The sequence below is a fragment of the Paraburkholderia sp. RL17-383-BIF-A genome (assembly GCF_046028015.1).
Lineage (GTDB): Bacteria > Pseudomonadota > Gammaproteobacteria > Burkholderiales > Burkholderiaceae > Paraburkholderia.
Genome location: NZ_JARESR010000001.1, coordinates 378839 through 398418 on the forward strand (window position 1 = coordinate 378839; position 19580 = coordinate 398418).

Consider the following 19580-nt stretch of genomic DNA (forward strand, 5'->3'; position numbering starts at 1 on the left):
CATCTTTTTAGAACGTGCCCCAGCCATACCCTCACAGGCATTCGTCTCACCGAACGGAGACTGAAAATGAAGATTCTGATGGTTTTGACTTCGCACAACGTGCTTGGAAACACCGGCAAGCCGACGGGTTTTTGGCTTGAGGAGTTCACGGCTCCCTACTATGCCTTCATAGATGCCGGTGCAGAGGTCACCGTGGCTTCGGTCAAAGGCGGTCAGCCTCCGATCGATCCAAAAAGCGACGAGCCGGGCAACCAGACCGACTCGATGGAACGCTTCAAGAAAGACCCTGCAAACCAGAAGGTCCTCGCCAATACCGTCAAGCTCTCCGAAGTAACATCGGACAGCTATGATGCGATCTTCTATCCTGGTGGCCACGGCCCGATGTGGGATCTGGTTGGCGACAAGAAATCGATCGCTCTGATCGAGGAGTTTTATAACGCCGGCAAGCCAGTGGCCGCCGTCTGTCACGCTCCCGCCGTCTTAAAAAACGTCACCTATCAGGGGCAGCCCATCGTCAAGGAAAAGCGCGTCACGGGCTTTAGCAACAGCGAGGAGGAAGCCGTGCAACTTACCACGGTCGTGCCGTTCCTCGTAGAGGACGAACTGAAGCGGCTAGGCGGTCTCTATGAAAAAGGCCCCGACTGGTCGATTTATACGATCGTCGACGGGCGGCTGATCACAGGTCAGAACCCTGCCTCATCTGGCCCGGCTGCGAGGGAACTGATCAAGCTCCTGCAGTCCTAGTTTCATTTCGGTGGGGGCTCTGCGGCCCGCGCACGCGTCAAAAGGCGACGGCCGTCCGATCTTGCACAGGAGTCGCCCATCCCGGGACACAGTCCACTTGCTCATTCGGGTCTTTGTTGTGGAGTACACGCGGGTGTGTTGGATTGACCAGGGCGATGACCGGTATTGCCTTGGGTAAATTCGTGGCGGATACCGGGCATGTGCCCGACTGAGGATAGAGTCATCATGATGATGCGGAGTCGGAGTACCTCCTTCCTGTTTGGAGGCAATGCTCCTTATGTCGAGGAGCAATACGAGGCATACCTTGTCGACGTGAACACGGTGTCGGAGGAATGGCGTGGCTATTTCGACGCGTTGCAGGAAGTGCCGGCGGCTGATGGGTCAGACTCGGGTGATGTCGCGCACGCGCCCGTCGTGTCGCGCTTTATCGAGTTGGCCCGGCAGGCGCGAACCCGAGGACCCTCGGAGGGCGACGTGCTCCGTTTCGCCCGGAAGCAGGTCGCCGTGCAGGCCCTGGTTTCAGCCTATCGCATGGTTGGCACCCGCAATGCTCATCTGGATCCGCTACGTTGGGCCGTGCCGGTGCCGGTGCCTGAATTAAACCCGAGTTACTACGATCTTTCCCACGCGGACATGAATACGAAGTTCAGCACGTCGGGCACTTACTTTTCCGACGACGACGCGACGCTCGGCGATCTGGTGCAGGCGCTGACAGAAACGTATTGCGGGACGCTGGGCGGCGAGTTCATGCATCTTGCCGATCCCGATCAGCGAGGCTGGTGGCAAATGCGTCTCGAATCTTCGCGTGCGAAGGCGACCCTGGACACCGGTGACAAGCTGCACATCCTCGAACGGTTGACAGCGGCCGAGGGCCTTGAAAAATACCTCCATGCCCGCTACGTCGGTCAGAAACGCTTTTCGCTCGAGGGTGGCGAGTCGCTCATCGTGCTGCTGGATGAACTGGTTGCATACGGCGCCACCAAGGGCATCAAGAGCTCGATCCTCGGCATGGCCCACCGTGGGCGACTGAACGTTCTCATCAATATTGTCGGAAAACCGCCGGCTGCGTTGTTCGACGAGTTCGACGGAAAAACCGCGCATCTTCTCCCGGCGGGTGACGTCAAATATCACAAGGGCTTTACCGGCCTGCTCCCGACTGCAACCGGGCCAGCGGAAGTCACACTCGCGTTCAACCCTTCGCACCTCGAAATCGTGAACCCGGTTATTCAAGGGATCGCTCGCGCGCGCGCCGAAGTATTGGGGCAAGGCGCGGCTGCGGTCCTGCCAGTGGAGATTCACGGGGACGCCGCGATTTCGGGGCAAGGTATCGTCATGGAGACGATGAACCTGTCGAATACCAGAGGCTACGGCACCGGCGGCACGATCCATGTGGTGGTGAATAACCAGGTGGGCTTCACCACGTCCGATCCGCGCGATGTGCGCTCGTCTTTCTATTGCACCGACATTGCCAAGATGATCGAGGCGCCGATCCTGCATGTGAACGGCGACGACCCCGAGGCAGTGGTTGCCGCGACGCGCCTCGCGATCGATTTTCGCGCCATGTACGGGAAGAGCGTCGTTATCGATCTGGTCTGCTTCCGCCGTCATGGTCACCAGGAACAGGACACGCCGAACATCACTCAACCGTTGATGTATCGCTCCATTGCAGGCCATCCGGGTGTCCGCACGCTCTACGCGAAGAAGCTCGTGGACGAACGGGTCGTGACGACCGAAGACGTGGAGAAATATGTCCACGACTACCGTGAGCATCTTGACGCTGCGCAAGCCAACGAAGAGAAGAAGCCGGTCGATACAAAGAGCGAAGAGGTGACCTGGCCGCAGGTGCTCGATGGAAACGTTGGCCGTATCTATTACGCACCACCGTTGCCGGACCACGTTCGGAAACTCGCATTCAAGATTACAAGCGTTCCCGAGCAGTATTCACTGCATCCGCTCGTAGGGAAAGTGATGAGCGCCCGCCGCGAGATGGCGGAAGGCAAGCGTCCGCTGGACTGGGGTATGGCGGAGCATTTGGCCTTTGCCTCTCTTCTGTCTGCGGGGATTGACGTGCGTTTGAGCGGCCAGGACAGTGAACGCGGTACGTTCAGCCATCGTCACGCGGTAATTCACGATCAGAAGCGGTCCATTCGCGGAGAAGGCACGTACGTCCCGCTGCACAATGTGTCGGATGACCAGGGCCGATTTGCGCTTACTAACTCGATTCTGTCGGAGGCGGCGGTCCTGGCCTTCGAGTATGGATACTCGATTGTTCGACAGAACGCACTCGTATTATGGGAGGCGCAGTTTGGCGACTTTGCGAACGGGGCGCAGGTCGTTATCGACAATTTTCTGTCGGCAGGCGCTGCAAAGTGGGGGCAGCATAGTGGTGTAACAATGCTGCTTCCCCACGGCCAGGAAGGGGAAGGTCCGGAACACGCGTCCGCACGCCTCGAACGTTACCTGCAACTTTGTGCGCAGGACAACATGAGGGTTGTTCAGCCCACGACACCGGCGCAGATTTTTCACCTGCTGCGGATGCAGGCAGTGCTCCCCGATCGCGTTCCACTCATTGTGATGACGCCAAAATCCCTTCTGCGCCACCCGGATGCTATCAGCAGCCTCGAGGACCTTGCGAAAGGCCGATTCAACGAAATTCTTGCCGAACCGCCGACGACGGAAGCAGCGTCCAGGGTCGACCGGGTCATCCTGTGTTCGGGCAAAGTCTACTTCGAACTTCTAGGGCGTCAGCGTAAGGTTAAAAGGGACAATATCGCGCTGATTCGCATTGAGCAGTTGTATCCGTTCCCCGCAAAGCAAATCAGTTCGGGGCTGGAGCGCTATCCTAATCTGAAGTGCGTCGTCTGGTGTCAGGAAGAGTCAAAAAACCAGGGTGCGTGGAATTATGTGCTGGAGCAGATGCTGGAAATCGTGAAGGCTCCTGCGACGCTGCGTTATATCGGACCTGATGCAACCGCATCAACTGCGCCGGGTTACCGGTCGATACACGTAGCGCGTCAGGAAACGTATCTGCACGCAGCGATCGATGAGTAAGGCGACGGCAAGGGCGACCCGGAGACGAGGCAATCAATTCACTCTCGTTGGTAGGTTCAAAGTGTCGGGTCTGAGCTTGCGTGTCCATGGATTCCTCGGCCGTGTCCATATGATGCTTCGTCGCATTGAATTCGAGGTTCGACGTTTCAAGTGTTTTTGGCGGCGATACATGTCCGCACGGCGGAAGAACCGTTACTCTGATTCGAACTTCTAATGAAATCGCATGGATAGATGTGAGCGCCTCTCGGCGAACCAGAGTCGGCAGTCCACGACATTCCTTTGAGATCGGATTCGGGATGCAGTCGCGTGTTCCGCGAACACGAACTGACGGTTGGTCTTATTTCGCGGTTCTACGCACCTCAACTCTTCGCTGGCCATGATGCGCGATCACGTAACGATGGCGCACGATACTGCTGGTCTTGGTTACATGGTGTAAAAAGTGAATTGAGCCTGGCCTGGTTCGTGGCGCCACGCTTCACCTCTATGATCCTCTCAGCGAACGTCACCCGAAGGCATATCACGGTTTTCTTGAAGACTGGCGAGATGGGCCTGTGCAATAGAGAAATTTTGCGGAATTAGTTATGAAACTTATATTTGTAGGCGATCCAATGTGCTCCTGGTGTTATGGCTTCCAACGGGAGATGACAACGATTGCAGAGGCGATGCCTGCCCTTGAAGTGCAGGTGGTGCTGGGCGGCCTGGCCGCGGGTTCCACACAGGTTCTGGACGACGCGGGTAAGCAGTTCCGCTTGGGTCACTGGGCACGCGTCGAGCAACTCAGCGGTGCGCAATTCAATCGTGAAGCGTTGCTCGCGAGGAAGAACTTTGTCTATGACACTGAGCCAGTTTGCCGTGCTGTGGTTACGGCACGTCTGATTGAGCCTTCGGCCAATCTGCTGACGGTCTTCGGTGCATTCCAGCGGGCTTTCTATGTTGATGGCCTGGATACCACCGACGCTAAGGTTCTGGCGGCGATTGGCGCGTCGGCGTTGAAGGCGGCGGGGTTTGATGTCGACGCCGATGCGTTCCTCTCCGTCTGGTCTTCTGAGGAAGCGGTGCGGGTAACTCGTGAGGATTTCGCGCTGACCCGGCGCCTGGGTGTGTCAGGCTTCCCTTCGCTGTTTGTTGAGCTAAACGGAAAGATAGGGCTGCTCAGCTCGGGATACACATCGGCGGCCAGCGTTCAACAAACGCTCATGCGCCTCGCCGCATAACGAACCAACGGGGTCTGGAAGGTAGGCACGTCGCGCGAGAATCCGATGGTGCCGACGCTGGGCGTGGGCGCATGTAAGCACCGAAGGATATGGGGCCATGCTGGAAGTGTTGTCCCGGAAAGAACCCTTTTCCTAAACGCGCGTTCTATCCTCAACTGAGTAGCCCTATCATGTCCTTGGAGCAAATACGCAGACGCGAGAACCGATAGGTGGACAGGCCGCTGCATCGAATATCGCAGAGAGCTAAAGGGAGAGCCGCGGGACGGTCGCCCAAATCGAATCAATTCTGCCGCATATCCCCATGACGGCGGGTGGCATGTTCAATGTGGCAGTGTCGATTAAGACGAGACTGCGAGCTGTCGATTGCTGATTGAAAAGATCAGTACTGGTACCGGCGACGCGGACACCTTGAACGCATGGCCAGCACCTGAAACGACTTGTGCGAGCGTATGACGAGGTTGAGCGATGGAAGTGTTTTGTACATCCATTCCAACGACCTGCGACGCTGTGGAACACCGGATATCTCGCCGTGACGCACAAGCTGCCGTCCGGATGCGGGTGGGTCACACGCATCCGTTCGGTGCGCTGAAAGTGCTGGTGCCAACGTGGTGTCCTGCTCGGCGAGAGTGAAACGTCACGGTTCTATTCGTAAGGAGCGGGGCCATGCTGATTAGCCGAGTTGATCCTTGGTCTCAGACGATACAGCTGTTGTCATCGGGACTGCGATGTCCAGATGCGGGTACCGATAGGATGTCCGTGGTAAAGCGCGGGACATTTTATGGCGGTGGGGCCACGTCAAGCACCAGTCAGTTGCCTCGCCTGAGTCTGATTGAGCGAACCACCTCGCTAACCGTGACGATTGCGTGGCGCGATTCTACGAGCTGTTTCTACGGCGCGCAGATCTGGCGGGTCGCAAAGGCCAGGGTATCAGGTATATGCGCGTTGAGCGGGCAACGGATCAGGCGCGGTGACCGCATATTTCATCCGCAGCGCTCCAAACCTGAACCGGTCAATGCTCGGGCGATGATCCTCGAATCGGTCCTCAACGCGATTGAACCGCTGGAGACAAGCCAGATGTAGATGCTCTTCGTTTCGCCAATCGATATGCGGCTTGTATTCGCGCCTTCGCCGAGTGCCAACCCGCCTCGCTAGCCCATAATGAATAGCCCATGATGAAGGGCGATGGCGTCCTGCAACCACGAAAGTTTTCGAAGGTCCAATTCTACTGAATGGATGCGCCCATCCGATCGTATTAGATGCGCACGCGAGCGCACGGTGCGTTACACCTTATCGGACGATGGCACCACGCCGCGTTCGCGGTTACCCTGCATTCGTTTCCCGGCTGTTTAGATTTTGTCGTCAAAGACGAATCATGGCACCTGGATATTCACTCTATATTGACCAGTGAGGTGCGAGATGGACCAGCTTTCCATGTTACGTGCATTCGTTGCTGCCGCACGGTATCAGAGCTTTAGCAAGGCTGCAGAATCGCTGAATGTCACCACAGGGTCAGTATCGAAAGCGATCGCCAAGCTCGAAGAGTGCATCCAGACCAGGCTGTTGCTCAGGACAACAAGGTCTGTTTCTTTGACTGAGGCGGCACAAACCTACTATCACAGTTGCTGCCGCCTGCTCGAGGAACTCGACGAGGCGAATCGGCGCATTACGCGGGAGCGTGAAGTCGACGGCGGAAAGCTGCGGTTGATCGTGCACCCGATGCTGATGAGCGAAACATTTTCACGTCTCGTGCGGGGCTATCACGCCATTGCTCCCAATGTGAACCTGATCGTTTCCGTCCAGGAGGGAGCCGCAAACCTGTACGACGGCAGATTTGACATGGCAATTCTTCCGCCGCACCTTGTCGAGCAGTCAGCAGTGATTCGCCGGACATTGTCGAAGTCACAGCGCATTTTCGTCGCAGCGCCCGCCTATCTGAAGCAGTTCGGTGTTCCGCAAAGCGCCGCCGACCTGACCCATCACTTTCTTCTGTTGGACGCGAGTTTACGGAAGAAAGGTGTAGACGTTGTCGATCTGCTGGAGAGCGAAACACGCGTGACAGTATCTCCAATGTCGTCGATGGACGGGAATGAAATATTGCTCAGGACGGCGGCGCTATTGGGGGCTGGCGTCGCTGCATTGCCTGAATCCATGGTGCGCGAAGATATCGAAGCGTGCCAGCTTACGCATATCTTGCCGCGGTGCACTACATTCGACAGCAAGGTTGAGATCTGCCTGTTCTACGCGCATCGGGAGATGCTGCCCGGGAGGCTCAGGACATTTGTCGATTATTGCACTCAGTTTTTCAGATCGTCGACTCAATGTGGCGTCAAGGATGCAGCCACGCTTTTGCCAGAAAAAGGCTATCGGGAAGACTACGATTGGCGACCTTCGCCGTTGGAAACGGTGGGGCAGTGACGCCGGGATCGGTCTGTCAGGTCATCGCTGGCCACCTGCCTGATATGAGGCGCCGCCTTGCGAAGGCCTGTCCAGAATCTGCGCAGTCACGCAAGATCCGTTGGCGTCTGCGCCGCTCCCCGGCGCTTATGCCGGTCTATGGCGCTCATCGCTTCAATGGCGTTGATGAAGGAAAATTAATGCTACTTCGTTTCAATGAGGCTCTCAGCGCGTAGAACTGGTAACGGCGTCGCGGGGCCACGCGCTGGGCGAACACCCCTATTTCAGGGCTCGCTGCTTGCCATATTGATCAGTCGGCAGACCGCCCCAGCCCCAGTTCTCCGTTTCCACCTCCTTGACAACCACGAAGGTTGCTTCGAGCGGCTTTTTCAACACATCGAGTAACAGGTAGCTGACTCCCTTGATGAGCTCAGCCTTTTTCTCTGCTGTGACCGAGTCGACGCCCGGCTTGGCGCCCTCGCGGGTCACCTGAATCGTGACGATTGGCATGATGCTCTCCTTGGGTGATTGACGACACGGACGCCATCAGGCGGTGGCGGCCGGCCGCGTGGGATGTTTGCCTGGTAGTGTGTGGCAGCGCCTAGTGCCCAGCGCTCTGGCCGCCGTCGACGTGCAGGATCTCGCCGGTAACGAATGACGCGGAATCCAGATACACGATCGCGTTGACGATATCGCTCATTTCGCCCATATGACCAAGCGGGTGGAGCGCGCCGAGTGCCGCATGCGTTTCCGGCGCATGCATCGGGGACTTGATGATGCCAGGCGAGACCGCATTCGCTCGGATGCCGCGTTTTGCATATTCGATGGCAAGGGACCTGGTTGCTGCGTTCAGGCCTCCCTTGGTGAGCGAGGCGAGTACCGACGGCACGCCGTCGATCGCGGAATCGGCGAGGGTGGTGGTGATGTTGACGACGTGGCCGCTCAAACGCTTTTCCATTTCAGCAATGGCGAGCTGGGTGATGTAGAAGAAGCCGTTCAGGTTCACGCCAATGACCGCTGCATAGTCTTCCGCGGTGTAGGCGGTAAAAGGCTTGGCGATGAAGATGCCGGCGTTGTTGACGAGCGTATCGACACGGCCGAATTGCACCATGGCTTCGCTGATCACCCCGCGTGCGGTTTCGGGGGCGGCGATGTCGCCGGCAACGGTGAGGACATTGGGATCCTCGGATGGTTTGATGCCGCGAGCGGTGGCGACAACGCGATAGTCGAGCTCACGGAACGCCTTGACGATTTCCGCGCCAATGCCTTGCGATGCGCCGGTAACGACGACGACTTTGTGTGACGTGCTCATGTAAAGCCTCCGAATCAATTGAGTTGGATCTGTTGCCGGTTGGGCCTGCGGCTCGCGTAGAGGCCCAATCTAGGCTTTTTGACCTGGAGTTTGAATACTCGGGCTGGACAAACACTTGTGATTGGGAGGAAGAAAACCGGGCACAACGGATTTATTCATGGGCGACACAACAGTTGTTCTACTCCGGCGGTTTACCCGGAGAGCTTGCTTCCGCACAATCGCTTCAACCACCTGAACTACGGCTTGTGGTCTGTCACGGTGGGAACGATATGAGACTCACCTACCGTTCGTCAGCAAGGACTGTTCAATTGAGCGATCGTGAAAGCGTCCAACCGGGATATTGCGTTGCTGTGGCATTCATCGCTCCCCCCCGACTCGTACTTATTGAAAATAGGAGCTTGTATGCAAAACGACATCCTTCCCCCGACATCGTCGCGCCGTCGCTTTCTCCGTGTGGCAGCAGCGGCCGCCGTTACGGGCTCATTGAGTCAGTTCGCGTTCGCAGCAACGAATCGATCCATCACTGAGGTCGTACAGTCGACAGACGGTGACAAGGCCGCTATTCGCGCCCTTCGTGTACATGCGCCGGAATCGCAGCTCGTCGATCTGAAAAGGCGTATTGAGGCGGCAAGGTTGCCGGAGCGGGAGACGGTGACTGACGCATCGCAAGGCGTTCAGCTCGCGACGATGCAAAACCTCTTGCGTTATTGGGCGACCGATTATGACTGGCGTAAAGTTGAAGCGAGATTGAACGCCGTGCCGCAGTTCGTCACGGAGATCGATGGGCTCGACATTCATTTCATTCACGTTCGTTCGAAGCATAAAGATGCGTTGCCGGTCATCATCACGCACGGGTGGCCCGGCTCGATTATTGAGCAGTTGAAGATCATCGATCCGCTGACAAACCCGACGGCACATGGCGCGGCTGGATCGGATGCCTTCGACGTGGTGATTCCGTCTCTCCCGGGTCACGGGTTCTCAGGCAAGCCGGTAACTACTGGGTGGGATCCTGCTCGCATCGCACGTGCATGGGTCGTACTGATGAAGCGCCTCGGGTACACGCGATATGTTGCGCAAGGCGGCGATTGGGGAAATGCTGTCACAGAGCAAATGTCCCTTCTGGCGCCGCCGGAACTGCTGGGCATGCATACCAACATGCCGGCTACCGTACCGGACAATATTGCAGAGGTCCTTAAGCTGGGCGAGCCGGCGCCTGCAGGCCTCTCAGCCGACGAGAAGCACGCGTTCAATCAGCTCGACTATTTCTACAAGCACGGTCTCGGTTACGCACAAGAAATGACGAACCGCCCGCAGACGCTGTACGGAATTGAAGATTCACCTGTCGGCCTCGCCGCGTGGATGCTCGATCACGACGCCGCCAGCCAGGCACTTATCGCACGTGTGTTTGCCGGTCAGACCGAGGGGCTTTCGCGCGACGACGTTCTCGACAACGTGACGCTCTATTGGCTCACGAGCACGGCAATTTCTTCGGCTCGTTTGTATTGGGAAAACAAGCTCAACTTCTTTGCCCCGAAGCACGTTGTCATTCCGGTTGCCGTTAGCGTCTTTCCGGATGAGATCTACGCTGCCCCGCAAAGCTGGGCGGCGAAGGCGTATCCCAATCTGATTCACTATAACCGCCTTCCCGAAGGCGGACACTTTGCGGCCTGGGAGCAGCCTCGTGCTTTCTCGGAGGAGATTCGCGTAAGCTTCCGTTCGCTGCGTTGAAGGCAAAGATGCGGGCGCTGCCTTCCCGGGTCGCCCTCGGCGAGCAAGTATCGGGGCATGTGGGAAGAGCTGCTTTCGCGAAGGCCTCGTCGCGCGGAGAAGAGAAGAGTACCGCAAGGATGGTCGCGCCGTCCGACGGTTTGATCAAAGGGACCGTTGCTGCGCAATCGACAGCGCGCGCTGGTTCAGGCTAACGATCGTTGTTGGGCAATCGCGCCGCCGCTGTTTTGCGTCATAGAGGATGAGAGCGTCGTTCACCTCTCGCCAGGCTTCGAGTACGGTTCGTTTGTAGACAATCGAAGCTTCCTGCTGTTACGCCTCGACCAATTGGAGTGTTTCCTTGAGGTGTCAATGGGTTCTGCTTTTTATTCAAGCGTTTTTGACTGGAGGAGTAGCAAATGAAATTCTCGATAGAAAATGAAATCCGCTCAGACGATGTTTCAGGAATCGAACGTGCGATGAGAACCGTCGATAGCGACGCGAAGGTCAAAGTTGACACCGACGCGAAGACGGTGAGCGTCGAATCATGGCTGATGCCTGAAGAGTTTCTCGTCGCATTCGAAGACGAGAACTACGATGTGATCATTGTTGAAGCGTAGACAGGCACGAAATTCGGTCCGGTGGTGGCGTGCGACGCACGCAGCTACTTGAGGACGTCGGGTCGCACCGTATTCGAACGTTGCAGTGTATAAACGCACTCTGACGCGGCGAAGCTTGCATAGGCACGGGTCGATGTTCGCGTTACTGCCTCCTACTGATCTGTTGCAACTGTCTACCGCGGCACCGCGAGGTATAACCATGAAAAATTTTAGTTTGACCGGGCAGCTGTGCGTTGCGTTGTTAATATCACCGGCAATTCAGGCGCAAGAGCCGCCGGCGCCGGGCTATCACTACACATTGCCGCTCGACGTGGCTCTCGATGCCGCGAAAGAAGCGATTCGCGTGTGCGAAACAAAGCATTACTGGGTGACTGCTACCGTGCTCGATATGGACGGCGTACCGCAAGTGATACTGCGCGGAGACAGGAGCACTGTACACACTGCTGAATCGAGCATGCGTAAAGCGTTCACCGTCGTGACGCTAGGTCCGGAGTTCGGCTTCGACCGGTCGAGTGGCTTCTTCGATTTGATGAAGACGAGCCCATACGCGCCGCAGCTCGCAACCGTGCACAACGTCATGGCGTTGCCGGGGGCAGTAGCCTTCAAGGTGAGGGGAGAGATGGTCGGCGCGCTCGGCGTCGGCGGGGCGCCCGGGGGTGACAAGGATGAGGTGTGTGCCGCCGCGGGCGTGGCGAAAGTCACGGACCGCTTGCCACACTGAACCCGCTGTACGGCACGTTTCAAGCAGGAACCTCGAAGCCAGAGGCTTGCGATGAATCATGCTTTTGGATCGCCGGGTTTCACTGAACGTCCGCGCTGCATGCCGGGTCGGCAAGAGGATCGTCCAGCGAGATCGGGCTAATAGCGTGTGCTCAAGCGGCAGGGGTTCGAGGATCGAAGTCAAACTCAATTCGAATCCCGCCGGGTTCAAAAATCATTGCGTGCCGCTTTGGGCCGGCTCCCATGAGTTCGGGTGCAAATTGAACTTCGACGCCGGGCCATTTAGACACCTTCGAGAATACGTCCTCGAGCGCTGTTTCGCTTCCGACGCGCAATGCCAAGTGGTGCAGACCCACGTTTGTTTTGCGGTCGAACTCTACCCGACCCGATTGATTCTGCACTTCCCACAGCGTCAGCATCACCTGCCCGTCAGACACGAATGCAGCTGGATAGCTCGGTCTCTCGCCGATTTGCGTCCATCCCAGACAGTTGATGAAAAAATCGCGAGTGAGATTCAGATCGCGAACGGTCAAGCCGATGTGATCGATCCCAAGCGTAAGTGGTTTCGCCGTCATTCGAGCCTCCGGGTCGTGGTGACGATGTTACCGCAGAAAGGCAACGTGCATCGATTGCGCGCAGGGGCTGCGCTCAGATCGAGATTGATGTAGTTGAGGCGCGGACTCGTACTGGTAGCTTTGAACCTCACAGGTCGATCGAATAGTCGCGGATGACGTCCATATCCGGCTCCAGCCCAAGTCCGGGTCCCTGAGGCACGGCAATGTGTCCTGCCTTCGGGATAATGGCGTCGCCGTAGAGTTGCGCCATCAGGTCAAAAGAACGCCACTCAATGAGCGACTTTCCACCACCCAGCGCCGCACTCGCATGAACGCTCGCGAGCAGGCCGGGACCATCGTAGAAGGTATGTACCATCACGGTCGCGTTATGGGCTGCCGCCAGCGGAAACACCTTTTGCAGTTCTGTGATTCCGCCCATCTTCGCCGGACTAGGCTGGATAAAGTCAACCGAATCAGCCTCGAGGAGATGCTGGAAATCCATCAACGTGGAGGCATTCTCCCCAGCGGCCACAGGGATACGCCCTTGCTTTCGCACGATAGCGAGACCCGAATAATTTTCTGGCGGCCACACCGGCTCTTCGAACCAACGCAGATTGAAGGGGCGAAACTTCTCCGCCATGTCTATTGCTTCCCGTACCGACCAGGGACAGTTCACGTCCAGCATTATCTCCACGTCTTGACCTGCCGCCTCTCTGGCTGCTGCCACGGCTTCAATCGTAATCTCGTGCAGCTTCAGGCGTTCGTAGCCAGCATCGATTGAACGCTTTACGTTGTATGCGACAAGTTCGGGGTCCGAGTATCGAATCAAACTTGCGTAGCATGGCAAGTGTGTCTGAGCACTGCCACCCAGCAGCTTATAGACCGGTTGCCCGATCGACTTTCCTGCAATATCCCAGAGTGCTATATCAATTGCCGACATCGCGTACATCAACGCGCCGCTACGGCCGAATACATGAAGTTTTTTCTGAATCTCAAGCATCGCCAGTTCACGCTGGGACGCGTCACGACCGATATATTCGGGGCCGACGATCTTGTCGACAGCCACTCGCACTGAAGGGATAGCGGTAAACCCAAAGGTTTCTCCCCAGCCAATAATGCCGTCGTCCGTCGTTACCTTCACGACAAGAGAGTCAGTGGCGTTGAGATTTCCGCTTCCCCATGCCGCAGGCTCGGACTTCCCGTCAACCGTATACGGAATACGTAGGGGAAACGTCTCAATCATTTCTATTTTCATTTCAAGTCACCCAGATGTTCACCGCGGTCACAAGATTTTCTGTCTGATGGAATTCGCAATGGCAAGGCATTGCTCGAGGCCTCGACCACCTCGTGGTGCGGGGAGATGCCGATATGAAGAGATCTTTAGGCTCCTACACCTGTTTGAATTCTAGACAATTGTTGGATCGAATATATTTTTCACGTTGGAAAGGCAATCTTTCCTGACGAACGAAAATCCTAATTTGACTGATCCATAGGCTATAGGCTGGATTTAATTATCTATTCGACGAAATTCAGTTTTGCTTCGCGGGAGCAGAAAAATATAGAGTGGATATTTTCCGTTATGAAAAAGTAGGTTTTTCGATCGGCATGCTAGACTGAAAAATGATATGTAAGGCGGAGGATCAATGTTGCGCCGCTACTCAATCATCAATCTGCACATGAAATCGTCGATCAGGTGATGAATGTGCCCACTACAGTAAAGCGAATCCATGTTCGAGCGAATCGTTGGGCCGCTTCTTCCAGTCGCGTTGATTATCGCCTTGGGCTACATCGCGGGAAAGCGTCGGAGGCTCAGTCATGCCGATAGTCTTCTGATAAGCAGACTTATTCTTACGTGGATATTTCCTTCGCTTCTCCTCATCGGAATGGCGACCACTCCTAGGGCACAGATCCTTGACTACCATTTCGTTGCAGCGACGTTTGTAGGGATCATGGGCATGTACCTACTCGTTCTCGCACTGGGTTGGTTGCAACTTCGCAAACTCGACTCAGCAACGATCAAGGCGCTTGTTTGTGCCTACCCCGACGCGGCCTTTATGGGAATCCCGATCCTCCTGAGCATGTTCGGCCCCGGAAGCATCTATTCCGTCCTGGTACTGAATATCATCGCAGCGCTGTTGATGCTCCCGTTGACCGCGATGCTTTTGACTCTGACGCAAGGAAGGGTAAGTGGTGGTGCTGCTTTCATGAGCAGCCTGAGACAAATGCTTACCAAGCCGCTCGTGTGGGCTCCTGCCCTTGGCATAGCGCTGTCGCTGTTGGGGATAAAGGTTCCGGCTATTCTGTCATCGGCTCTGGATCTGCTAGGAAAGGCAACGCCAGGCGTGTCGTTGCTATGCCTCGGAGTCATCATGTCAGCTGTGAATCTCACCATGTCGCGGGAGGTCATCGCCAATCTTGGTCTCAAGCTTATAGCGCAGCCGCTGTTGATGTATGGAGCAACCATTTTATTTTCAGTCAAAGGCGAATTCGCTCAGCAAATGATTCTGCTATGTGCGTTGCCCTCGGCTACCATTTCCGCGATGTTTGCAAACGAAGCGGGTGTTTATCGAAGCGAGGCCGCGACGTCCATCCTCGCGGGCACGGTGTCGTCGGTCGTCACATTCGCGATCTCTATCGCGTTGACTTCGTCGTGAAGATATTTCGCAATCCGGCCGTGTTCTTGAGCTTATCGCTCTGATGCGAGCTCGCCCAGATACCACCAACTCGGCTCATCGGATTAGCTTTCGTCCCGCGTTTCGATTAGTACCGCGCAGCGCGACCGTTCGATGACTTCTCCGGAGGCCGACGGGTGGGCCCATCGGCGTATGCGCGACAAATGGTGATGGCCCATCACGATGACCTCCGCGGTCCGCAACTGAGCTTGTTCGACGATAACGTCGGCGGGATATCCCGCGCAAAGGTGTTGCTCCACCGTTAGATCCCGGTCGGCAAGCTGTTGCGCTGCGGCAGCCAGGACGGATTGTGCGAATGCTGTCTGCGCATGTGCGGGCGGATAGATCAGGCCGTCAGGCGCGACACCGTTTTCGAACCCGGGAGGCAACGCGTAGGATGGATCGACTACGCATAGAAGATGTACGGTTGCCGTACCTGGCGCCGCGACGCGGCTGACCAGGTCGATGACGTGGGTACTCTGGGGCGAGCCGTCCAGCGGAACGATGAGAATATTGAACATGATTGGGGATACCCCTTGAACTTTGGATTGACATGGCGGCTGCTATCGTTGCCAGAAAGCGTGTCGGGCGTTGGCGGGGCGCTCAAATTAGTTCAGCCATTGGTGGAACTCTCGTACGACGCGGAGCCCGTCGCGGCATGCCTTCGGGACAAGCGCTCGAATCTGCCGTTTCCCTTGCATTCACCGCACGCCTTCTAGGTCGTCTCGCTCGAAATGATCACGCTCGCCGTGAAATCAAGGTAGACCGTTCAGCCGCTGAAAACCACTGTGCGAACGGGTGGCGTTGCCTTCAAAAGGGCGTGCCGAAATCATGCGCTTGTATATCCGATTGATTCGATGGTCTGCCTTGCGGATGTCGAGGCGAATTGACGTCCTGCCTCGTACAAACCGGCGGGCGCAAACCGAAGAGTTTCCGAAATTCTTGGGGCAGGCCACCGCTGCTATACGACCGTATGAGCAGCTAACGCTATTGCTGCAGCGACGTATCCGTTAGAAGAGTGGATATGCCTTGCGGCCAAACCTATGCTGCTCTCATCGAGACAGCGATTCAGTAATAACAGGCGAAAGAGAATAACTTGGCGAATGCCAACTCCGCCGCTTCCCCGGCTGGGCCCAACCCATTTCCATGCTCGTCATCAGGTTGATGGTGTGGGCGGTTTTCAATAGCTGGAGACCTAAAGAAGCAACGCTTATCCAATCACGAATATCAACCTTCATTGTCCGTTACAAAGCGTTCCTTAGTGTAGGGGGGAGCATGTCCGCAGTCGTGAATGATGTGTTGACGTACGTTCGTGACCCGCAGAATGATGATGATCCGCAAGAGACTGCCGAATGGCTAGGTGCTCTTGACGGTGTCATCGAACACGTTGGCATGGATCGCGCACATTTTCTCATCCAGCAGCAGATCGAATTCGCTCGGGCGAATGGTGAATATCTACCGTTTTCCGCCAGTACGCCTTATATCAACACCATCCCGACAGGGATGCAAAAGAAGATTCCGGGCGACCAGGCCATCGAGCATACGATTCGCTCATACACTCGCTGGAATGCTATAGCGATGGTGCTTCGAGCGGGAAAAGAGACTAACGTGGGCGGTCACATTGCCTCGTTCGCATCTGCAGCGACCTTGTATGACGTTGGTTTTAATCATTTCTGGCATGCCGCTTCGGATGATCACGGGGGCGACCTGCTTTTCTTTCAGGGTCACTCGTCGCCTGGGATGTATTCGCGCGCCTTTCTTGAGGGCCGTCTGACGGAGTCGCAACTCGAGAATTTCCGGCAGGAAGTGGGCGGTCAAGGGATGCCATCGTATCCGCATCCATGGCTCATGCCAGATTTCTGGCAATTCCCGACTGTGTCGATGGGCCTTGGGCCCATCATGTCGATCTACCAAGCGAGGTTCATGAAGCACATCCTTACATTCGACGAGCACTCGAAGGAGTACAAGTATATGCATGCTCGTCGTCACGACCTGGGTGGCTATCTCCCATCGCGTCGAAGAAAGGCTGAATCTTTACCCACTCCGGCATTGAGTACCTTCGAGGCCCTCTTAAAGGGAAGCGGCGAGGGACGCGGAATGTCCACCACAATGGCGTTCGTGCGTTTCCTCAACATCGTTCTGAAAGATAAGGCACTGGGTAAGCGCGTGGTGCCAATCGTGCCAGACGAGTCACGTACTTTCGGCATGGAAGGTTTGTTCCGCCAGATTGGTATCTGGAATCAGGACGGTCAGAAGTATGAGCCTGAAGACTCTGGTCAGTTGATGTTCTATCGTGAATCTGAAACAGGTCAGATTCTGCAGGAAGGAATAAACGAAGCTGGAGGGATGTCAGACTGGATCGCGGCTGCTACGTCGTATTCGACACACGGCGAGATAATGATCCCGTTCTACATCTTCTACTCGATGTTTGGGTTTCAACGCATTGGCGATCTGGCATGGGCGGCCGGTGACATGCGCTCACGCGGCTTCCTGCTTGGCGGCACGGCAGGTCGCACGACGCTTAACGGCGAAGGCCTGCAGCACGAAGATGGCCATTCCCTTTTGTGGGCGTCGGGCGTACCCAATTGTGTCAGCTATGACCCGACATTTGGCTACGAGCTCGCGGTCATCATGCAAGATGGTTTGCGACGAATGATAACGGAGCAGGAAGACGTGTTCTATTACGTCACCGTGATGAACGAAAATTATGAGCATCCGGCCATTCCATCCGCTGACAGCGTCGTAGCCGACATCATCAAGGGGATGTACTCGTTCAGGAAGGCGGAAGCCGACGAGAGCGCGCCGCGCGTACAACTGATAGGTGCAGGCACGATTTTCAATGAAGTGATCGCGGCAGCGGATCTGTTGAAGAATGATTGGGGCGTCGTCGCTGACCTGTGGAGCGCACCAGGCATTACAGAGCTGGCGCGTGAAGGGCGTGAAGTGCAGCGTTGGAATCTGTTGCATCCGATCGAAGAGCAGAAGGTTTCGCACGTCGAGAAGTTGCTGAAGAACTCCAAAGGGCCTGTTATTGCGTCTACCGACTACATTCGGGCACTGACCGAGCAAATTCGGGCGTTTATCCCACAACGCTTCGTCGTTCTTGGCGCTGACGGTTTCGGCCGTTCCGATACACGAGAGAAACTTCGCCATTTTTTCGAATTGGATCGGTATTGGATCGCTGTTGCGGCCTTGAAGGCGCTTGCCGATGAGAGAGCGATTGAAAGCAAGGTCGCGGCGGACGCTCTGAGGAAGTACCGGCTCGATCCGTGCAAGCCCAATCCGATGACCGTCTAAACGTGCGCACAGAGCGCCTGGCGTTCGCGCAATAGAGGTCAAGGCTGGCGACGGTGTTTCCATGGGCGATTGATGAACCTCGATTGCCCCAAGGGGGCGCGCCTTAAGAGTTAGATCCGATCTCTGCGGGTCATGATTTTGTTGTGCGCCTGAGTGCGTACTCTTCTATGGGGGGAAGCGTGGATGTGGAACGCAACAGCTATCTCGCAGCGTTTGAACATTGAATATCCAATTATTCAAGGGCCATTTGGTGGTGGCGGATCATCCGTTGATCTCGTGGCGGCGGTTTCGAACGCCGGCGGCCTTGGTTCTTTCGGCTTGCAAAGCGTAGAAGCCGACGAGATTGGCACAATCGTCGGACATATCCGGAAAGTGACTGAACGTCCTTTCTCAGTCAACCTCTGGGTTTCAACGCCCGGAAGCATTCCGGAACTCGATGATGTAATGGCCGTAAAGGTCCGCGACATCCTTGCGCCGCACTTCGAATATCTTGGACTTGAAGTGCCCGCGCTTGCGGAGAGGCTTATTCCCGATTCTGACCAGCAAATGGAAGCAATGCTCGATGCGTGCCCTCCGGTGGTCAGCTTCGTGTATGGTGTTCCGCCTGAATGGGTGGTGGAGCAATGTCGTTTGCGGGGGATCACCATGATGGGTACTGCGACCACGATCGAGGAGGCGATGGCACTTGAGTCGGCTAACGTTGACTGCATTATCGCTTCATCGTTTGAGGCCGGCGGTCATCGTGGCTCGTTCAGCACGTCTGCAGAAGACTCGCTTTCGGGAGCCATGTCTCTGATCCCGCAGGTTGTGGACAATGTAAAGCTACCAGTTGTCGCCGCCGGCGGAATTGCAGACGCTCGAGGTATCGCAGCAGCGTTCGCGCTCGGTGCCCAAGGTGTCCAGATCGGAACTGCATTCCTGGCTTGTAACGAGTCGAACGCGAGTGACCTGCATCGCGCAGCGTTATTTTCTGCGCATGCGAAAAATACAAAACTGTCGAGGGCAATTACGGGGCGGCTCGCGAGAAACATTCAGAGTGATTTCATCGACGAGATCCATGTTAGCGGATTGAATATCCCGCCGTATCCAGTGGAAGCGTGGTTTATCAAACAGCTTCAGGCAGCTACTTTAGAGCAGAAGCGGTATGAGTACCTGTCATTCTCGGCAGGCCAGACGGCATCACTCATCCGTCACAAAAAGGCGAGCGAATTGATGGCCGATCTGATTCGCGATACCCCGCGTCTTCTCGGAAGAATCTTGCGCGGTTCGGTTGCAGCGTGACGTTTCTCGGTGGT

General features: G+C 56.2%; 15 protein-coding genes and 3 pseudogenes. 12 read left to right on the forward strand and 6 right to left on the reverse strand.

Features of this window, described 5'->3' with window-relative positions:
* Nucleotides 1-66 precede the first annotated feature (66 nt).
* The 5 genes from P0D71_RS01865 to P0D71_RS01885 all read left to right on the forward strand — a co-directional run bounded on the left by P0D71_RS01865 (nt 67) and on the right by P0D71_RS01885 (nt 7424).
* The gene (locus tag P0D71_RS01865; protein WP_408479046.1) at nt 67-744 is read left to right on the forward strand and encodes a type 1 glutamine amidotransferase domain-containing protein; all 678 of its coding nucleotides are present in this window, start codon (nt 67-69) and stop codon (nt 742-744) included.
* A 225-nt stretch (nt 745-969) separates the two neighbouring features.
* Nucleotides 970-3795, forward strand: coding sequence for a 2-oxoglutarate dehydrogenase E1 component (locus P0D71_RS01870; protein ID WP_408479048.1), 2826 nt, complete (start codon nt 970-972; stop codon nt 3793-3795).
* 581 nt (nt 3796-4376) lie between these two features.
* Nucleotides 4377-5009 carry a DsbA family protein gene (locus P0D71_RS01875; protein ID WP_408479050.1) on the forward strand — a complete coding sequence of 211 codons (633 nt, stop codon included), beginning with the start codon at nt 4377-4379 and terminating at the stop codon, nt 5007-5009.
* Nucleotides 5010-5759: 750 nt separating this feature from the next.
* Complete coding sequence (locus tag P0D71_RS01880; RefSeq protein ID WP_286162234.1) at nt 5760-6089, forward strand: DUF3331 domain-containing protein; 330 nt, start codon at nt 5760-5762, stop codon at nt 6087-6089.
* Between the two features lie 336 nt (nt 6090-6425).
* Nucleotides 6426-7424, forward strand: a complete 999-nt coding sequence (locus P0D71_RS01885) for a LysR family transcriptional regulator (protein WP_408479052.1) — start codon at nt 6426-6428, stop codon at nt 7422-7424.
* A 258-nt stretch (nt 7425-7682) separates the two neighbouring features.
* On the opposite strand, the gene P0D71_RS01890 is transcribed toward P0D71_RS01885, so the two are convergent.
* Together P0D71_RS01890 and P0D71_RS01895 are read right to left on the reverse strand one after the other, a co-directional pair.
* Nucleotides 7683-7913 carry a tautomerase family protein gene (locus P0D71_RS01890; protein WP_408479054.1) on the reverse strand — a complete coding sequence of 77 codons (231 nt, stop codon included), beginning with the start codon at nt 7911-7913 and terminating at the stop codon, nt 7683-7685.
* A 91-nt stretch (nt 7914-8004) separates the two neighbouring features.
* Entirely contained in the window at nt 8005-8715 is a 711-nt protein-coding gene (locus tag P0D71_RS01895; protein ID WP_408479056.1) for an SDR family NAD(P)-dependent oxidoreductase, read from the reverse strand.
* 402 nt (nt 8716-9117) lie between these two features.
* On the opposite strand from P0D71_RS01895, the gene P0D71_RS01900 reads away from it, so the two are divergent.
* Nucleotides 9118-10443: an epoxide hydrolase family protein gene (locus P0D71_RS01900; RefSeq protein ID WP_408479058.1), complete on the forward strand. Its 1326-nt coding sequence runs from the start codon at nt 9118-9120 to the stop codon at nt 10441-10443.
* A gap of 153 nt (nt 10444-10596) precedes the next feature.
* Here P0D71_RS01900 and P0D71_RS01905 read toward each other — a convergent pair.
* A pseudogene (locus P0D71_RS01905) lies at nt 10597-10788 on the reverse strand (efflux transporter outer membrane subunit); the annotation flags it as partial.
* Between the two features lie 113 nt (nt 10789-10901).
* Here P0D71_RS01905 and P0D71_RS01910 point away from each other — a divergent pair.
* Nucleotides 10902-11042 (forward strand): hypothetical protein, encoded by a 141-nt coding sequence (locus P0D71_RS01910; RefSeq protein WP_408479060.1) that lies wholly within the window; start codon nt 10902-10904, stop codon nt 11040-11042.
* 133 nt (nt 11043-11175) lie between these two features.
* A complete protein-coding gene (locus P0D71_RS01915; protein WP_408479061.1) occupies nt 11176-11763 on the forward strand; it encodes a GlcG/HbpS family heme-binding protein in 588 nt (195 codons plus the stop codon).
* 151 nt (nt 11764-11914) lie between these two features.
* On the opposite strand, the gene P0D71_RS01920 is transcribed toward P0D71_RS01915, so the two are convergent.
* Both P0D71_RS01920 and P0D71_RS01925 read right to left on the reverse strand, forming a co-directional pair.
* The gene (locus P0D71_RS01920; RefSeq protein ID WP_408479063.1) at nt 11915-12337 is read right to left on the reverse strand and encodes a VOC family protein; all 423 of its coding nucleotides are present in this window, start codon (nt 12335-12337) and stop codon (nt 11915-11917) included.
* Between the two features lie 127 nt (nt 12338-12464).
* On the reverse strand, nt 12465-13571 hold the full coding sequence (locus P0D71_RS01925; RefSeq protein WP_408479065.1) for a mandelate racemase/muconate lactonizing enzyme family protein: 1107 nt from the start codon (nt 13569-13571) through the stop codon (nt 12465-12467).
* Between the two features lie 472 nt (nt 13572-14043).
* Here P0D71_RS01925 and P0D71_RS01930 point away from each other — a divergent pair, with 472 nt between their 5' ends.
* The gene (locus P0D71_RS01930) at nt 14044-14970 is read left to right on the forward strand and encodes an AEC family transporter (RefSeq protein WP_408479067.1); all 927 of its coding nucleotides are present in this window, start codon (nt 14044-14046) and stop codon (nt 14968-14970) included.
* Between the two features lie 83 nt (nt 14971-15053).
* On the opposite strand, the gene P0D71_RS01935 is transcribed toward P0D71_RS01930, so the two are convergent.
* Entirely contained in the window at nt 15054-15509 is a 456-nt protein-coding gene (locus P0D71_RS01935) for a universal stress protein (protein ID WP_091807826.1), read from the reverse strand.
* 754 nt (nt 15510-16263) lie between these two features.
* On the opposite strand from P0D71_RS01935, the pseudogene P0D71_RS36165 reads away from it, so the two are divergent.
* The 3 genes and pseudogenes from P0D71_RS36165 to P0D71_RS01945 all read left to right on the forward strand — a co-directional run.
* Nucleotides 16264-16437: pseudogene (locus tag P0D71_RS36165) on the forward strand (pyruvate dehydrogenase E1 component-related protein); the annotation flags it as partial.
* A gap of 42 nt (nt 16438-16479) precedes the next feature.
* Nucleotides 16480-18285, forward strand: a pseudogene (locus P0D71_RS01940) (transketolase-like TK C-terminal-containing protein); the annotation flags it as partial.
* A gap of 183 nt (nt 18286-18468) precedes the next feature.
* Entirely contained in the window at nt 18469-19566 is a 1098-nt protein-coding gene (locus tag P0D71_RS01945) for an NAD(P)H-dependent flavin oxidoreductase (RefSeq protein WP_408479069.1), read from the forward strand.
* Nucleotides 19567-19580 lie beyond the last annotated feature (14 nt).